At 65.9% G+C, this 15,837-nt stretch carries 19 protein-coding genes; 8 read left to right on the plus strand and 11 right to left on the minus strand.

Annotated features, from left to right (window positions below):
- The first annotated feature begins 7 nt into the window (after nucleotides 1-7).
- On the plus strand, nucleotides 8-772 hold the full coding sequence (locus A5724_RS25215) for an SDR family oxidoreductase (protein ID WP_067808725.1): 765 nt from the start codon (nucleotides 8-10) through the stop codon (nucleotides 770-772).
- 3 nt (nucleotides 773-775) lie between these two features.
- Here the strand turns inward: A5724_RS25215 and A5724_RS25220 are convergent, their stop codons facing one another.
- Nucleotides 776-2,065, minus strand: a complete 1,290-nt coding sequence (locus A5724_RS25220; RefSeq protein WP_067808727.1) for an Ig-like domain-containing protein — start codon at nucleotides 2,063-2,065, stop codon at nucleotides 776-778.
- 15 nt (nucleotides 2,066-2,080) lie between these two features.
- Complete coding sequence (locus A5724_RS25225; RefSeq protein ID WP_067808729.1) at nucleotides 2,081-3,127, minus strand: UDP-N-acetylmuramate dehydrogenase; 1,047 nt, start codon at nucleotides 3,125-3,127, stop codon at nucleotides 2,081-2,083.
- Between the two features lie 26 nt (nucleotides 3,128-3,153).
- On the opposite strand from A5724_RS25225, the gene A5724_RS25230 reads away from it, so the two are divergent.
- From A5724_RS25230 to A5724_RS25245, 4 genes are read left to right on the plus strand one after another with little or no spacing between them, the layout of a single operon-like run.
- Entirely contained in the window at nucleotides 3,154-3,663 is a 510-nt protein-coding gene (locus tag A5724_RS25230) for a DUF2505 domain-containing protein (protein ID WP_067808731.1), read from the plus strand.
- A 47-nt stretch (nucleotides 3,664-3,710) separates the two neighbouring features.
- Nucleotides 3,711-4,517, plus strand: coding sequence for a methylase (locus A5724_RS25235; RefSeq protein ID WP_067808733.1), 807 nt, complete (start codon nucleotides 3,711-3,713; stop codon nucleotides 4,515-4,517).
- A gap of 4 nt (nucleotides 4,518-4,521) precedes the next feature.
- Nucleotides 4,522-5,337 carry a carbon-nitrogen hydrolase family protein gene (locus tag A5724_RS25240; protein WP_067808735.1) on the plus strand — a complete coding sequence of 272 codons (816 nt, stop codon included), beginning with the start codon at nucleotides 4,522-4,524 and terminating at the stop codon, nucleotides 5,335-5,337.
- Nucleotides 5,334-6,200 (plus strand): DUF2993 domain-containing protein, encoded by an 867-nt coding sequence (locus A5724_RS25245; RefSeq protein ID WP_067808737.1) that lies wholly within the window; start codon nucleotides 5,334-5,336, stop codon nucleotides 6,198-6,200. Before A5724_RS25240 ends, A5724_RS25245 begins: the two co-directional genes overlap by 4 nt.
- A 31-nt stretch (nucleotides 6,201-6,231) precedes the next feature.
- Here the strand turns inward: A5724_RS25245 and deoC are convergent, their stop codons facing one another.
- The 6 genes from deoC to A5724_RS25275 all read right to left on the minus strand — a co-directional run bounded on the left by deoC (nucleotide 6,232) and on the right by A5724_RS25275 (nucleotide 10,192).
- Entirely contained in the window at nucleotides 6,232-6,867 is a 636-nt protein-coding gene (gene deoC / locus A5724_RS25250; protein WP_067808831.1) for a deoxyribose-phosphate aldolase, read from the minus strand.
- Nucleotides 6,868-6,899: 32 nt separating this feature from the next.
- Nucleotides 6,900-7,310 carry a DUF2599 domain-containing protein gene (locus A5724_RS25255; RefSeq protein WP_067808739.1) on the minus strand — a complete coding sequence of 137 codons (411 nt, stop codon included), beginning with the start codon at nucleotides 7,308-7,310 and terminating at the stop codon, nucleotides 6,900-6,902.
- A 4-nt stretch (nucleotides 7,311-7,314) separates the two neighbouring features.
- A complete protein-coding gene (locus A5724_RS25260; protein WP_067808741.1) occupies nucleotides 7,315-7,596 on the minus strand; it encodes a DUF2516 family protein in 282 nt (93 codons plus the stop codon).
- Nucleotides 7,597-7,683: 87 nt separating this feature from the next.
- Nucleotides 7,684-8,289, minus strand: coding sequence for a heparin-binding hemagglutinin (locus tag A5724_RS25265; RefSeq protein ID WP_067808743.1), 606 nt, complete (start codon nucleotides 8,287-8,289; stop codon nucleotides 7,684-7,686).
- A 12-nt stretch (nucleotides 8,290-8,301) separates the two neighbouring features.
- Nucleotides 8,302-8,772: a helix-turn-helix domain-containing protein gene (locus A5724_RS25270; protein ID WP_067808745.1), complete on the minus strand. Its 471-nt coding sequence runs from the start codon at nucleotides 8,770-8,772 to the stop codon at nucleotides 8,302-8,304.
- A gap of 109 nt (nucleotides 8,773-8,881) precedes the next feature.
- On the minus strand, nucleotides 8,882-10,192 hold the full coding sequence (locus tag A5724_RS25275; protein WP_067808747.1) for a DUF445 domain-containing protein: 1,311 nt from the start codon (nucleotides 10,190-10,192) through the stop codon (nucleotides 8,882-8,884).
- Between the two features lie 105 nt (nucleotides 10,193-10,297).
- Here A5724_RS25275 and A5724_RS25280 point away from each other — a divergent pair, with 105 nt between their 5' ends.
- Both A5724_RS25280 and A5724_RS25285 read left to right on the plus strand, forming a co-directional pair.
- Nucleotides 10,298-11,008: a TetR/AcrR family transcriptional regulator gene (locus A5724_RS25280; protein WP_067808748.1), complete on the plus strand. Its 711-nt coding sequence runs from the start codon at nucleotides 10,298-10,300 to the stop codon at nucleotides 11,006-11,008.
- A complete protein-coding gene (locus tag A5724_RS25285) occupies nucleotides 11,001-11,894 on the plus strand; it encodes a polyphosphate kinase 2 family protein (protein WP_067808750.1) in 894 nt (297 codons plus the stop codon). The genes A5724_RS25280 and A5724_RS25285 overlap by 8 nt, the downstream gene beginning before the upstream one ends.
- A 54-nt stretch (nucleotides 11,895-11,948) precedes the next feature.
- Here the strand turns inward: A5724_RS25285 and A5724_RS25290 are convergent, their stop codons facing one another.
- The 3 genes from A5724_RS25290 to A5724_RS25300 form a co-directional block, all read right to left on the minus strand.
- Nucleotides 11,949-12,803: a 3-hydroxybutyryl-CoA dehydrogenase gene (locus A5724_RS25290; RefSeq protein ID WP_067808752.1), complete on the minus strand. Its 855-nt coding sequence runs from the start codon at nucleotides 12,801-12,803 to the stop codon at nucleotides 11,949-11,951.
- Between the two features lie 231 nt (nucleotides 12,804-13,034).
- On the minus strand, nucleotides 13,035-14,321 hold the full coding sequence (gene aceA, locus A5724_RS25295; protein ID WP_067808754.1) for an isocitrate lyase: 1,287 nt from the start codon (nucleotides 14,319-14,321) through the stop codon (nucleotides 13,035-13,037).
- Between the two features lie 250 nt (nucleotides 14,322-14,571).
- Entirely contained in the window at nucleotides 14,572-15,402 is an 831-nt protein-coding gene (locus A5724_RS25300; protein WP_067808756.1) for an acyl-[acyl-carrier-protein] thioesterase, read from the minus strand.
- Between the two features lie 101 nt (nucleotides 15,403-15,503).
- Here A5724_RS25300 and A5724_RS25305 point away from each other — a divergent pair.
- Nucleotides 15,504-15,837, plus strand: a 334-nt coding sequence (locus tag A5724_RS25305; protein WP_156752447.1) for a helix-turn-helix domain-containing protein, incomplete at its 3' end; no start/stop codon positions are given.

Genomic DNA, 15,837 nt, shown 5'->3' on the forward strand with positions numbered 1-15,837 from the left:
TGAGCAGATGACGACACCAACAGCTGACGGACGGGTCGCGGTGGTCACCGGCGCCAGCTCCGGCATCGGCGAAGCGACCGCGAAAACGCTTGCAGCACAAGGCTTTCACGTCGTCTGCGTGGCCCGACGGGAAGGGCCGATCAAGGCTCTCGCGGACGAGATCGGCGGCACCGCAATTGTGGCGGACGTCACGTCCGATGCCGACGTATCCGCGCTGGCTGCAGCGCTGGACCGGGTCGACGTGCTGGTCAACAACGCAGGCGGCGCCCGCGGACTGGACCCGGTGGCCGAGGCCGAGCTGGACAACTGGCGGTGGATGTGGGAGGCCAACGTGCTGGGCACGCTGCGGGTCACCCGCGCGCTGCTGCCCAAGCTGATCGACTCCGGCGACGGCCTGATCGTCACGGTCACCTCGATCGCAGCGGTCGAGATCTACGACGGCGGCGCCGGCTACACCTCGGCCAAGCACGCCCAAGGCGTGCTGCACCGCACGCTGCGCAGCGAGCTACTCGGAAAACCGGTGCGGCTCACCGAAGTTGCACCAGGAATGGTGAAGACCGACTTCTCGCTGCGCCGATTCGGCGGCGACGAGGAACGCGCCGCCAAGGTCTACGAGGGCGTCACGCCACTGGTGGCCGAGGACATCGCCGACGTGATCGGGTTCGTGGCGTCACGCCCGTCGCATGTCGACCTGGATCTCATCGTGATCAGGCCGCGCGATCAGGTCAGCGGGGCCAGCGGGTCACGCTTCAACCGCAGGTTGAAGGACTAGCACCTAACCGCCAGGCTGGCCGTTGACCGGTTGAGGCGCGTCCGTCGGCGTCGCGGGCGCGGTGCTGGGAATCTGCGACGGCGAGGCCTGCGGCGACAGCGCCGACATCGCCACCCACTGGTCCCACGGCACCGCCCAGTCCCACAGGTCGCCGTCGGCGTACGACAGCTCGATCGACGTGCCGGTGACCTCGACGGGATCGCCGTAGATCGCACTCTGGAAGTACTGCTCGGCGTCAGACGTCGACAGGTTGATGCACCCGTTGGTGACGTTGCTGTTGCCCTGCGCACCGGAACTGGCCGGGTTGGCGTGGATGAACTCGCCGTTGTTGGAGATCCGCACCGCCCAGCGCTCGTGGGCGTTGGAGTAGCCGGCGGCCGGGTTGGACATGTAGAAGTCTTCGTACTTCTCGGTGACGACGTGGACGCCGCTGCGGGTGATGTTGCGCGGCAGATCGCCCTCGCCGTAACTGCACGGGAAGTCCATGATCACCGCGCCGGAGCCGTCGAGCACCTGGATGCGGTGCGACGACGCTTCGGCCTTGACCACCTGGCGGCGGCCGATCTGGACGTTCAGGGTGATGTCCTGCGCGCCGTAGGCGTCGTCACCGAAGTCGACGCCGTAGAGCCTGGCGTCGACGCTGACCTTGGTGCCTGGCGGGTAGTAGTCCTTGGTGCGGTAGTGCACCCGCGAACCGCCCACCTCGTCGGGCAGCCACGCCCAACTGCCCTCCACGGGCGGATCGGTGGTGACCTTCAGCGCCTTTTCGACCGACGCCTTGTCGCTGATGGATGCGTCGAACTGGATGATGATCGGGGCGGCAACCCCGACCGTCTGGCCATCGGCGAGCTGGAATTGGCCGTTGACCTGTTTGGTCGGGTTGATCGTCGTGAAGTTGCCCTGCACCGGGACGGCCTTGCCGTCGTGGCCGACGACCGAGCCGGCCCAGGTGTAGGAGGCGCCGTAGCCGAGCGGTTCGGTGACGGTGAAGCTGGTGCGGTCGCGGTTGAGCGCCCCGGCCACCACCTTGCCGTCGGCGTTGGTCAGCGCGACCTTCTGAAACCATCCGTCCTTGACGTCGACGCGCACCGGTCCGACCGGTTTGACGTCGGTGGCCGCATTGTCGGGCTGATAGCTGATGGACGGCGCGGGCAGCTGGGCAGGACCTTCTGCGGTACCTTTGCTGATTTTGCTGCCGCAGGCAGCCAACGCGCCCGGCGCGACGACTCCGACCGCGAGGGCGGTCAGGATGCGCCGCCTGTTCAGCTGGGGCACGGAATCGGCTGGGCTCACGTGGATCCAGGGTACCTAGAGAACCGCCCCGATCAGAATTGGCTCAGGTGTGAGTTCGATCCCGAAAGCCTCCCGAACACCATCGCGTACCGTCCTGGCCAGCGCGATCACGTCGGCGGTGGTGGCGTTGCCACGGTTGGTGATCGCCAGCGCATGTTTGGTCGACAGCCGGGCGGCGCCGGCGTCTCCGGGGTAGCCCTTACCGAATCCGGCGCGTTCCACCAGCCAGCCCGCGGCGAGCTTGACGCCGTCTGGGGCGGGGTAGTTCGGCACCGGCGGGTCGACGCTGTTCTCGAGGCGCTCGAACTCCGCGGGCGCGACGACAGGGTTGGTGAAGAACGACCCGACGCTCCAGGTGTCGTGGTCGGCCTCGTCGAGCACCATGCCCTTACCGGCACGCAGCGCGAGCACCGCCTCACGGACGCGGGTCGGGTCGGCGCGCGACCCGGGTTCGGCGTCCAGTGCGGTGGCCAGTTCGCCGTAGCGCAGCGGCGCGCTGTGGCCGTCGGCGTTCAGCGCGAACTCCACCTCGAGCACAACCGCATCCTGTGAATGCTTGAGAATGCTTGTCCGGTAACCGAATTCGAGAACCTCGGGAGATACCCAGCGATCCTCGCCGGTGCGGCGGTCGAGCAGTCGGACGCGGCGGATGGTGTCGGCGACCTCGGCGCCGTACGCGCCGACGTTCTGCACCGGCGTCGCGCCCGCCGATCCGGGGATGCCGGACAGGCACTCCAGCCCGCCCAGCCCGTGCGCCAGCGCGGTGACCACCACGTCGTCCCAGACGGCGCCGGCCTCGACGCGAACGAGGTTGCCGTCGACGGTGATCTCGGTATTCGCCAGCAGCACGACGGTCAGGTCGGTCAGGTCGTCGGCGAGCACCACGTTCGATCCGCCTGCCAGCACCAGCACGTCATCGAGGCTGCGCAGGGTCGCGACGATCTGCTCGGTGCTCGTACACGTGATCAACCGACGCGCAACGGGTCCGATGCGCAGCGTGGTCAGCGGCGCCAGAGGCACGTCCTCGGCGACAGCCGCACCCCCCAACTCCAGACCGGTCACGGGCGGTAACGGTAGCCTGACCAGCTATGCCGCGTTCATTCGACATGGCTACCGAATACGGGGGATCCGTCGAACAAGTCCACCAGGCATTCAGCGATGAACAGTATTGGCTTGCGCGACTGGCCGATTCCGGTGCCGACGACTATTCGCTGGACACCCTGACAGTCGACGACAGGGGCATCGACATCGTCACCACCCAGCGGCTGCGGTCCGACCGGCTGCCCGCGGTGGTCACCCAGTTCCATCGCGGCGACCTGGCGCTGATCCGCGAGGAGAAGTGGTCGCCGATCCGCGATGCGCGGTCGACCGCGACCATCGCGCTGACCGTCATCGGGGCACCCGCGACGCTGCACGGCGACGCGGTACTGGTCCCGGTGGACTCGCGCCCGGGTTCGCGGCTGGATTTCCACGCCACTGTCCAGGTCAACGTGCCGCTCGTCGGCGGCAAGATCGAGAACTTCATCGGCAGCCAACTGGTCGACCTGCTCATCGCAGAACAGCGGTTCACCACGGTGTGGATCACCGAAAATGCGTGACCCTTCGGTGAAAATGGACACGTACCGCTGGCAAGGGGCGTTCACCGCTGACTGGATCTCCGAACCCCACTAGACCGGTAGGTGCCATCACGCGCGGCACCACGGGTCACAACCGGTTGCGCCGCAGCGACCGGTGGCTGGTGCATTCCCGACGGGTGCGCGCGGCCTTGCAGGCGGCGGCCGACCCGCTGGTGATCGACCTCGGCTACGGCGCGCTACCGGTGACGACGCTGGAGTTGGCCGCGCGGCTGCGCGTGGTACGCGCCGACGTGCGTGTGGTCGGGTTGGAGATCCACCCGGAGCGGGTGGTAGCCGCGGCCAGCGCTGCGGAAAAGGGCACCGTCGAATTCGGGCTCGGCGGCTTCGAATTGGCTGGTCGCACACCGGTTCTGGTGCGGGCGTTCAATGTGTTGCGGCAGTACCCGGTGGAGGCGGTGGCCGAAGCGTGGGCGACCATGCAGGCACGCCTGGCACCCGGCGGGCTGATCGTCGACGGCACCTGCGACGAGTTGGGCCGCCGCTGCTGTTGGGTGCTGCTCGACGCATCGCGACCGCTGAGCCTGACGCTGGCGTGCGATCCGTTCGCGATCGAGCGGCCCTCGGATCTGGCCGAGCGGCTGCCCAAGGTGCTGATCCACCGCAACGTCGACGACCAGCCGATCCACTCGCTGCTCGCGGCTGCCGACCGGGCGTGGGCCAGCGTGGCGGGCCACGGCGTGTTCGGGCCGCGGGTGCGCTGGCGGGCGATGCTGGAACTGCTGCGCAGCGAGGGCTTCCCCGTCGAGCCACCCCGACGGCGGATGCGCGACGGCGTTCTCACCGTGCCGTGGCCCCTCGTCGCGCCACTAGGCTGAACACATGCGAATCGCCCTCGCGCAGATCCAGAGCAGTACCGAACCGTCGGCCAACCTCGGCCTGGTCGAGGAGTACACCCGGCGAGCCGCCGAGCAGGGCGCCCGCCTGGTGCTGTTCCCCGAGGCGACGATGTGCCGGTTCGGGGTGCCGCTCGCGCCGATCGCCGAACCGCTGGACGGGCCGTGGGCCACTGGCGTGCGGGCGATCGCCGAACAGACCGGGGTCGTGGTGGTGGCGGGCATGTTCACGCCGTCCGGGGACGGCCGGGTGACCAACACGCTGATCGCGACGGGCCCCGGCGTCGAGGCGCACTACGACAAGATCCATCTGTACGACGCGTTCGGTTTCGCCGAATCCGACACCGTCGCGCCAGGCCACGAGCCCGTAATGATCACTGTCGACGGCGTGCACGTCGGGCTCACCCTGTGCTACGACGTCCGCTTCCCCGAGCTGTACGTCGAATTGGCCGGGCGCGGAGCACAACTCATCACCGTGCACGCCGCGTGGGGCACCGGCCGCGGCAAGCTGGAGCAGTGGACGCTGCTGGCGCGGGCCCGCGCGATCGACACGACGGGCATCGTCGCCGCGGTCGACCAGGCCTACCCGGGCGACGAACTGGCCAAGGTCGGACCGGTTGGCGTCGGCGGCAGCGTGGTGGCGTCGGCGATCGGCGAGGTGCTTGCGTCGGCCGGTGCGGATCCGCAGCTTTTGGTGACCGATCTCGACCTCGACGCCGCGCAGAAGGCCCGCGAGACGATCGCGGTATTGCGCAACCGCGCGGAGTTCACCCGTCTCGCTAAGGCAGAATCGCTCAGGTGACTGATCCCTGGGCTCGCCCGGCCAACCAGGTCCCGCCCGTCCCACCGCCGCCTCAGCCGCAGTATCCGCAAGGCGCACCCGGTCAGCCGGTACCGCCGCAGCAGGGGCCGTCGCTGCTGAGCAGGATCGGGAAGCTGTTTCGCGACCCGCTGTCGATCGTCCTGGTGGTCGTCATCGTGCTGGCGCTGACCGCGGCCGGTCTGCTGGCGGGTGAGCTGTATGCCCGCAGCCGGGCCGATGACATCATCGCCCGCGCAGCGCAGTGCGTCGTGCAGGACAGCGCGTCGGTGTCGTTCGGTGCGCTGCCGCCGTTCTTGTGGCAGCACATGACCGGCCACTACACGAACATCCACTTCGAGACCGCGGGCAACCAGATCCGTCAGGCCAAGGGCATGAAGGTCGCGGTGGCGATCGACGACGTGCGACTCGAGGACAGCGGCAACTCCAGCGGGACGATCGGATCGTTGGTCGCGAACATCACCTGGTCGTCGCAGGGCATCAAGGACACCATCCAGAACGCCATCCCGCTCGTCGGCGCGTTCGTGACGGGGGTTTCGACGAATCCGTCGGCAGGCACCATCGAGTTGCAGGGCGCGTTGGGCAGCATCACGGCGAAGCCGGCGATCGCGGACAACGGAATCTCGCTACAGGTCACGGAATTGACCGGCCTGGGCTTCACGCTGCCGCGCGAGACGGTGCAGCCTGCGCTCGACGCGTTCACCGATCAGCTGACCAAGAACTATCCGCTCGGCATCAAGGCCGATTCGGTGCAGGTGACCGATAGCGGTGTGGTGAGCCAGTTCTCGACGCAGAACGCGTCGATCCCGAAGGGACAACAGGACCCCTGCTTCGCGGGGCTGTAGTTAACTTCAGTGCGAGCGAATCTCTCGGGGGCTATGCCAGCCCGTCGAGCACCGCGCGCGTGCCCGACAACCCGAGTCGGGTGGCTCCCGCGTCGAGCATCGCAACCGCTACCTCCGCGGTACGGATCCCTCCGCTGGCCTTGACACCCAACCGGCCCCCCACCGTCTTGGCCATCAGTTCGACCGCACGCACCGAAGCACCGCCGCTGGGATGAAACCCGGTGGAGGTCTTCACGAAATGGCCGCCGGCGTCCTCCGCGATCCGGCACACGTCGACGAGTCGCTGCTCGCCTGCCAACGCGATCAGCGCAGCCGACTCCACGATCACCTTGAGCACGGTGTCGGGAGTGATGGCGTCGGAAACCGTTGCGACGTCATGCTTTACCGCGTCGTAGTCGCCTTCGAGCGCTGCCCCGATGTCGATCACCATGTCGATCTCACTAGCGCCCGCCGACACCGCCAGCCGGGCCTCTTCGGCCTTGATCGCCGAAGCATGTTTGCCTGACGGGAATCCCACCACCGACGCGACCGTCCCGAACGACTTGGCCGTCGACACCATGGTCGGCGACACGCACACCGCGAACACGTCGAGTTCGGCCGCTTCCTGCAGCAGCGCATCGACGTCGGCCTTCGTCGCTTCGGGCTTGAGCAGCGTGTGGTCGACCATCGCGGCCACCTGGCGGCGACTGTAACTTCCCACTAGAAGGGTTCTTCGGTGCCGCCGGGGTTGCAGCCTGCCGCGGTCATCTGCTCCTCGGAGACCTCGTTTCGCCACGGTTCGAGATTCCAGCTGGTCTTGCCGGGCTCGAAGAGTTCGGCGTAATGCCAGTGGCACAGGAATTGCTCCTTCATGCCCGGCATGTCGGCGTCCGGCGACGCGGTCAGCACTTCGGTCCACGCCTCGGCGGCTTGCGCGTCGGTGTTGGGATCCAGCGACACCTTCCGTGCGGCCGGTGTCGGGTACACCCGCAGGCTGGACAGATCGCCCCATTTGGCCCACTGCACGTGGTCGACGTAGGGCGGGGCGGGCAAGGGGTCAGCGGACGCGACGGGCGCCAGCAGCAGGGGCGACATCGTGGCCGCTGCGACGGCGGCGAGGACGAGGCGCACGCCGCTAGCGGGACTTGCCCTGGATTTCCAGGATCTTGGGCCGGACGTCGACCAGGTAAACCCCCGCAGCGACCGCCGCAATGGCCACCCCGGTGATGCCGAGGACCAAGGCCAGCAGCACGCCCACCCCGAGAATCACCAGCCACACCGGCTTCGTCAGCTTGTCGGCGGCGGTGTAGGCGTCTGGCCGCTGCAGTGCGGCGTGGACGAACGCGTAAACGGTCGTCACCAACACCGCAATCTGCAAAACAGCGAGGACGTAACCCACTAGGCCTTGAAGCTCCACATAGCCAGCCTAAGCGGGTTACGTCCCCTGCGTCGACTTCTCGTCTACGACGAGGTGTCGACTTCTCGTCTACGACGAGGTCTGAACTTACTTCTGGGTGACCTTCTTGGCTGCGGCCTTCTTGGCAGGAGCCTTCTTGGCGGGCGCCTTCTTGGCCGGCGCCGCCTTCTTGGCAGGAGCAGCCTTCTGCGCCTTCTTCGGCAACTCGACGCCGACCAGCTTGGCGGCGCGCTCACCGACGGCGCGGGTCTGCGACGCGACGTTGCCCAGCGCCTCCTGGGTCAGCTCGACGGCCTGGTCCGAGTAGCGCTCGACGCGCTCGCGGCCCTCTTCCAGCGCCGGGGTGTTGCGAATCCGCTCGAGGGCGGCCTCACCGCGCTCGACGAGGCTGTTGTACCGGGTCTGGGCGGCTTCCGCGTAACTCTCGGCGACCTTGCGGAGCTCATCGGAGGTCAGCCGCTCACGCAGCTCGCCGAACTGGCCGGGCAGATCCTCCTGCAGCTTGGTCAGGCGAGCACGGCTCTCGTCGACGCGGGCCTGGGTGTCGGTGCGGGCCTCGCCGGCACGCTCACGCAGGGTGGCGACGATCTCGTTGACCCGCTCCAGGGCGAGGTCGGCGGCGCCGACCGCGGCGAGCAGCGGAGCCTTCAGGTCGTCGACAGTGGGCTGATTCTTGGCAGTCTTCTTCGCCATAGTTGTTTCCTCTCAGTGACTTTCGTAATTCTGCTGAATTTCCAGGATCGGTCGGTCTGCGGTCGCTTCAGTCGTCGGCTCCTCACTGACGGCTTCGTTCTGTTGGCCCTCGTTTTGTTGAAGGAATGACGTGTAGACATCGAGCAGCACCTGCTTCTGCCGCTCGGTGATCGCCGTGTCGGTGATGATGGCGTCGCGGACCTCGCTCCCCTCGCTGGGCTCGAGGATCCCGGCCCGCACATAGAGCACTTCCGCGGACACCCGTAGCGCCTTGGCAATCTGTTGCAGCACGTCTGCCGAGGGTTTCCGCAAGCCCCGCTCGATCTGACTGAGATAGGGATTGCTGACGCCAGCCTTCTCGGCCAGCTGCCGCACCGATACCTGCGCTGCTTCGCGCTGCGTTCGAATGAAGGTGCCGATGTCTTGAGCCGCATTCTGAGCTGCGGTGGACACGACGGCGGCAAGATTCTCATCCTGCGGCATAGCGCTTAGCCCCCTCGGTGTGCGCGGGTATCCCGTTGGGTTGACAACATTGCGACGGAATCAACCGTACGACGGGGTGCTAACTTTTGCAAGCAGTAGTTAGCGCAGGTCAGAACAGTAGCTGGGCTACCGAGTAGATGATCAGGCCGGCCAGCGACCCCACCACGGTGCCGTTGATCCGGATGAATTGCAGGTCACGGCCGACATGTAGCTCGATGCGTCTGCTGGCCTCGTCGGCGTCCCACCGCTCGATGGTCTCCGTGATGATCGCTGTGATCTCCACCCCGTATTCGGAGACCAGGTGTTGGGCCGCCCGCACGATCCAGTTGTCGACCTTGTCGCGCAGATCAGAGTCGTCGCGCAGCGATTCGCCGATGTGCACCACCGTGTCAGCGATGCGTGTCCTCAGCGCCGACGACGGGTCGTCTACCGATTCCAGAATGATTCGCTTGGCCGCGCTCCACGCCGTCTCAGCGGCCCTGGCGACCTCGTCCCGCGCCATGATCTGATCCTTGACGTTCTCCGCGCGCTGGATCGTCGCTTCGTCGTGCTGCAGGTCGTCGGCGAACTCGAACAGGAACCGGGTGGCTGAGCGCCGCAGTTCGTGATCGGGATTGCGCCGGACCTTGTCGGTGAAGTCCATCAGTTCGCGGTGGATGCGGTCACCGACGAGGTGGTCGACCCAGCGCGGCGACCACGTCGGCGAATCACGCTCGACGACCCGTTCGATGATGTCGCCCGCGTTCAACGACCACTGGAACGCGCGGTCAGCAAGCAGTTGCAGCAACGCTTCCTGGCGTCGCTCGGCGAGCAGCGTGGCCAGCACCCGACCGATGGGCGGTCCCCATTGTGGTTCGGCGATGCGTTTGATGATCATCCGGTCCAGCACGTGCTGCACGTCCTCGTCGCGCAGCATCTCGACCAAAACCCTTAGCACCGTAGATGTTTCGGCGGCCACCCGGTTGGCGTGCGACGGCTCTGAGAGCCACTTGCCCAGCCGTCCCGCCACTTCGGCGTCGCGCAGCTTGGTCTCCACCACTTCCGCCGACAGGAAGTTCTCCCGCACAAAGGTTCCGAGGCCCTCGCCGAGTTGGTCCTTCTTGCGTTTGATGATCGCGGTGTGCGGAATAGGGATGCCGAGCGGGTGCTTGAACAACGCAGTGACCGCGAACCAGTCTGCGAGCGCACCGACCATGCCGGCCTCGGCGGCGGCTCGGAGATATCCCACCCACGGCGCGGCGCCGTTCGACTGCGCCCACGTACAGAGCAGGAAGATCACCGTCGCGCCGAGCAGGAAACTCAGCGCGACGAGCTTCATCCGCCGCAGCCCGCGGCGGCGTTCCGCGTCGGCGATGGTGTCGGCACCGGCCAACGACTCAGCGAAGCTGCGGGTCGTGCCCGGGACCGGTCGATGTGCCACTCCTCCATAGTCCACTATGTCGCCGCTGGGCGTTCGTCCCGTACAGCCCGGTTACACATAAACGCCGTATTATCGAGTCGAACTAGGGAACGGATCACGGCAACAGTGGCACAGCAGACTCCGGCTCGGACCGTCAAAACGGATGGCCGTAAACGACGCTGGCATCAGCACAAGGTCGAGCGTCGCAATGAGTTGGTCGACGGCACCCTCGAGGCGATCCGCCGGCGGGGCAGCAACGTCAGCATGGACGAGATCGCCTCCGAGATCGGGGTGTCGAAAACGGTGCTCTACCGCTATTTCGTCGACAAGAACGACCTGACGACCGCGGTGATGATGCGGTTCGCCCAGACCACTCTGATCCCGAACATGGCCGCGGCGCTGTCGTCGAATCTCGACGGTTATGACTTGACTCGCGAGATCATTCGCGTCTACGTCGAGACGGTGGCCGCCGAACCCGAGCCATATCAGTTCGTCATGGCGAACAACTCGGCCTCCAAGAGCAAGGCCATCGCCACCTCGGAGCAGATCATCGCGCGGATGCTGGCGGTGATGCTGCGGCGCAGGATGATGGAGGCGGGGATGGACACCGGCGGTGTCACACCGTGGGCGTATCACACGGTCGGCGGCGTTCAATTGGCCACGCACTCGTGGATGAACGACCGCCGGATCTCGGCCGACGAGCTGATCGACTACCTGACGATGCTGTCGTGGAACGCGCTGCGCGGCATCGTCGAGGTGGGCGGTTCGTTGCAGAAGTTCCGCGAACAGGACCATCCGTCACCGGTTTTACCGCCACAATTACTGGCTCATGAGTAAATCCGCCGATAAGGCCAAGGGCAAGCCTGCGGCTTTTCCCCCTCACTGGACGCACGAACCGCACGACTATCTGGTCTACCGAGAAGGCGAAAAGGTCGCCGACATCGACACCAGCGCAACGCCTGGCTTCAAGGGCAAGAAGGGCGATGCCGCCGAGCTGCAGCCCGAGCGCAATGAGCGCTTCGCGGAACTGCAGGAGATGCTCTATGCCCGCAGCAAGAGCGGTGAAGACCACCGCTCGATACTGCTCGTCCTGCAGGGAATGGACACCGCGGGCAAGGGTGGCATCGTCAAACATGTTGTGGGAGCGGCGAATCCGCAAGGCCTGCGCTACCACGCTTTTGGCGCCCCTTCCGAGGAAGAGCTCAAGCATCACTATCTGTGGCGGATCCGCCGCGCGCTGCCACCGCCCGGCCACATCGGCGTGTTCGACCGCTCTCATTACGAAGACGTGTTGATCGTCCGCGTGCGCAACCTGGTTGCGCCGGAGGTGTGGGATAACCGCTACGAGGAGATCAACAGATTCGAGCGCAGACTCGTCGCCGACGGCACCACGATCATCAAGGTCGCGATGTTCGTCTCGCTTGACGAACAGAAACGACGGCTTGCCGCCCGACTCGACAGGCCGGACAAGTACTGGAAGTACAACCCGGGCGACGTCGACGAGCGACTGCTCTGGCCGGCGTATCAAGAGGCGTATCAAGCGATGCTGGAGCGGACCTCGACCGACGTCGCGCCGTGGCACGTGGTGCCGTCGGACCACAAGTGGTACAGCCGCCTTGCCATCCTCGAGTTGTTGATCGAGGCGCTGGAGAGACTCCACTTGTCATGGCCGCCAGCGGATTTCGACGTCGAAGCGGAGAAGAAGCGACTAGCGCTGGCGTAGCTCCCCCGAATGTGAACTCAATGCGAAGAATCGTGTGTTCACACTCGCACCGGCTCAGTACTTGTAGAAGCCCTGACCGGACTTCTTGCCGAGCTGACCGGCCTCCACCATCCGCAGCAGCAGCGGCGGCGGGGCGTAGTGCGCATCCTTCAGCTCGTCGAACATCGAGTCGGCGATCAGCTTCATGGTGTCCAGACCGATCAGATCCGACAGCCGCAGCGGGCCCATCGGATGTGACAGCCCGGCGACGACGGCCTTGTCGATGTCCTCGACAGTGGCGACGCCAGCCTCGACCATCCGGATAGCCGACAACAGATACGGCACCAGCAGCGCGTTGACCACGAAGCCGGACCGGTCGCTGCAGCGCACCACCTGCTTGCCCAGCACGTCGCCGGCGAACTTCTCCGTCCGCTCGATCGCCGAGTCGGAGGTGACGAGCGTGCTGACCAGTTCGACCAGCGGCAGCACCGGCACCGGATTGAAAAAGTGCAGTCCAAGCACGCGGCTCGGATTCTTCGTCGCCGCAGCGATTTTCATGATCGGGATGCTGGACGTGTTCGATGCCAGCACCGCGTCGGGATCGGTGATGATCTCGTCGAGCTCGGCGAACACCTTCGCCTTGACCGTCTCGTCCTCGATGATCGCCTCGATCACCAGTTGACGGTCCGCCAGATCGGCGAGGTTCGTGGTGAACGTCAGCCGCGCCAGCGCTGCATCGCGATCGTCTTCGGACAGCTTGCCTTTGGCCGCTGCGCGCTCGAGCGAACCCGTGATCCGCTTGCGGCCGGCCTCGACCAGTTCCTCGGATGGCTCATAGACGACGACGTCGGCGCCCGCCTTGGCACACACCTCGGCGATACCGCCGCCCATCTGTCCGGCGCCGACCACGCCTACGCGTTCAATGCTCACAAGCTCTCCTAGAGCAACAGGCCCCGCCCAAATTGATGGACGGGGCCTGAGGCTATCAACTCAGTGGCTCCGGTCTTCGGTTCCACTTCCTCAACGCGGGCTACGCCCGCTTGCTCGTCAGTGACTCCGGTCTTCGGTTCCACTTCCTCAACGCGGGCTACGCCCGCTTGATCGTCAGTGACTCCGGTCTTCGGTTCCACTTCCTCAACGCGGGCTACGCCCGCTTGATCGTCAGTGGAACTGGCCCTCTTCGGTCGAACCCGCCAGCGCGGTGGTCGACGAGGTCGGGTCCACCGTGGTGGCGATCCGGTCGAAGTAGCCTGCGCCCACCTCGCGCTGGTGCTTGGTCGCGGTGTAACCACGCTCCTCGGCGTCGAATTCGCGCTCCTGCAGCTCGACGTAGGCGGTCATCTGGTTGCGTGCGTAGCCGTAGGCCAGGTCGAACATCGAGTAGTTCAGCGCGTGGAAGCCGGCCAGCGTGATGAACTGGAACTTGAAGCCCATCGCGCCCAGCTCCTTCTGGAACTTCGCGATCGTCGCGTCGTCCAGGTGCTTGCGCCAGTTGAACGACGGCGAGCAGTTGTAGGCCAGCATCTGGTCGGGGAACTCGGCCTTGACGCCCTCGGCGAACTTCGCCGCCAGCTCCAGGTCCGGCGTGCCCGTCTCCATCCAGATCAGGTCGGAATACGGCGCGTAGGCCTTGGCGCGGGCGATGCACGGCTCGAGGCCGTTGCGCACCCGGTAGAAGCCCTCGGCGGTGCGCTCACCGGTGATGAACGGCTGATCGCGCTCGTCCACGTCGGAGGTGATCAGCGTCGCGGCCTCGGCGTCGGTGCGGGCGATGACCAGGGTCGGCACGTCGGCGACGTCGGCAGCGAGCCGGGCCGAGGTCAGCGTACGGATGTGCTGCTGGGTCGGGATCAGCACCTTGCCGCCCAGGTGGCCGCACTTCTTCTCCGAGGCCAGCTGGTCCTCCCAGTGCGAACCGGCGACACCGGCCGCGATCATCGCCTTCTGCAGCTCGTAGACGTTCAGCGCGCCACCGAAGCCCGCCTCACCGTCGGCGACGATCGGGGCAAGCCAGTTCTCGACGGACGTGTCGCCCTCGACCTTGGCGATCTGGTCCGCGCGCATCAGCGCGTTGTTGATGCGGCGCACCACCTGCGGCACCGAGTTGGCCGGGTAGAGGCTCTGGTCCGGGTAAGTGTGGCCGGACAGGTTCGCGTCACCAGCGACCTGCCAACCCGACAGGTAGATGGCCTTCAGGCCGGCGCGGACCTGCTGGACCGCCATGTTGCCGGTCAGCGCGCCGAGCGAGTTGACGAACTCCATCTCGTGCAGCTGCTTCCACAGCACCTCCGCGCCGCGGCGAGCCAGGGTGGCCTCCTCGACCACCGAGCCCTGCAGAGCCACCACATCTTCGGCGGAATACGTGCGTTCGATGCCCTTCCACCGCGGATTGGTGTCCCAGTCCTTCTGGATCTCTTCGGCAGACCTCGGCTGGCCAACGGTCGACATTGGTACTCCTTTACGTTGCAAGTCGCTGGAGCTGTTCCCAACCAGATGGTTTGTTAACCCTCCAGCACCTTCACTGTTGCGCTAAGTCGAGGATGCACTACGGCATAACCGCAGGTCCACCCGTTTCATTTGTAAACTTTCGCCAACAGCCGGCATTAACTTGCAAAGTTTGCGAAGGCGGCAATGCGCTGTACCGGTTCAGTAGCTACTCGCCGGTAGGCAGTTTTCGCTGGTCAGTACGCTCGTACTGTTAAAGCTCGCCGTCCGCTAGGGCGAAGATCGCCGCGACCGCTTTTGTCTCGTCGCCGACGGCATATGTGAGCGTTCTAACAGTGCGGTCGGACAACTCGGCTCCGAATTGCTCGGTCGAGCCCGGCGGATGCACGTGCGAGATGATCTCGAGCTTGTCGCCGAGCGCCACCGCCGCGTCGTGCTCGATGGTCACCCGGATCGGCTTGTGCAGAAGCTCCGGCGTATTGAAGAGGTAGTCCTCGATCACGCTCCAGTACACGGAGTTGTTCATGTGGTCGAAGATGTCGATGTCGCTGACCCGCACGGGGAATTCGCGGATCTGTGCGGCGTCCTCGCGGCTGCCCGCCTTCAGATACGACTTCCAGCGCAGTCGGTCGACGTTGGTGGTGCGCTGCAGGCCCTCGATGAAGTCGTCGGAGATCCGCGCGGGCCCCTGCGTCTCGCGGTTTATGTTGATCCAGAACGCCTCTGACTCCATCAGGCCGCCCTTGCGGCCGTCGATCCGGACCCGCATCTCGCACCACCGGTTGGACGTGCCCGAGCACCACCGCCGCATCCGCAGCATGTCCTGGAATTCGACGGGCTTGATCAGGTCGATCATCGTGCGGCGCACGATCCACAGCGGGTGGGTCTCCTCGAAGCCCATCTCGCGGAGCTGATCGGAGCCGATGTCCTGGATGTGCCGGGTGGCGGCGTCGAACCGCAGTCTGCCTTCCCGGTCGATGTCGGCCACCCTCAGCGGCCACTGGCGGTCGAAGACGTCAGGGTGCGGATCGGGTACCGGCATCATCGCCTTCGCCAGACCGGTGCTGCCCGCAATTCCCGCCATCAGTGGTTCTCCCTGTCGCTGCAATCGGCCCGATCCTGCCACAGCCGGCAATCTGCCAACAATGCGAAGCTGCCCTTCGCAACGTTGTTAGGCTGGCTGACATGGCGAAAACATTCGTCGGCTCGAGGGTCAGGCAACTTCGCAGCGAGCGTGGGTTCAGCCAGGCGGCACTGGCGCAGATGTTGGCGATCTCGCCCAGTTACCTCAATCAGATCGAACACGACGTTCGACCGCTGACGGTGGCCGTGCTATTGCGCATCACCGAGGTGTTCGGTGTCGACGCGACGTTCTTCGCGTCTCAGGACGACACCCGCCTCGTCGCCGAGCTTCGCGAGGTGCTGATGGACCGCGACCTCGGCGACGGGGCCCGCCGCCGCGCCGCCGCCGCCGACATGGTCGGTGCGCATCCGGCGTTGGCGCGCGCGATGGTGAATT

Origin of the sequence: Mycobacterium sp. ACS1612 (assembly GCF_001667505.1) — a bacterium.
Lineage (GTDB): Bacteria > Actinomycetota > Actinomycetes > Mycobacteriales > Mycobacteriaceae > Mycobacterium.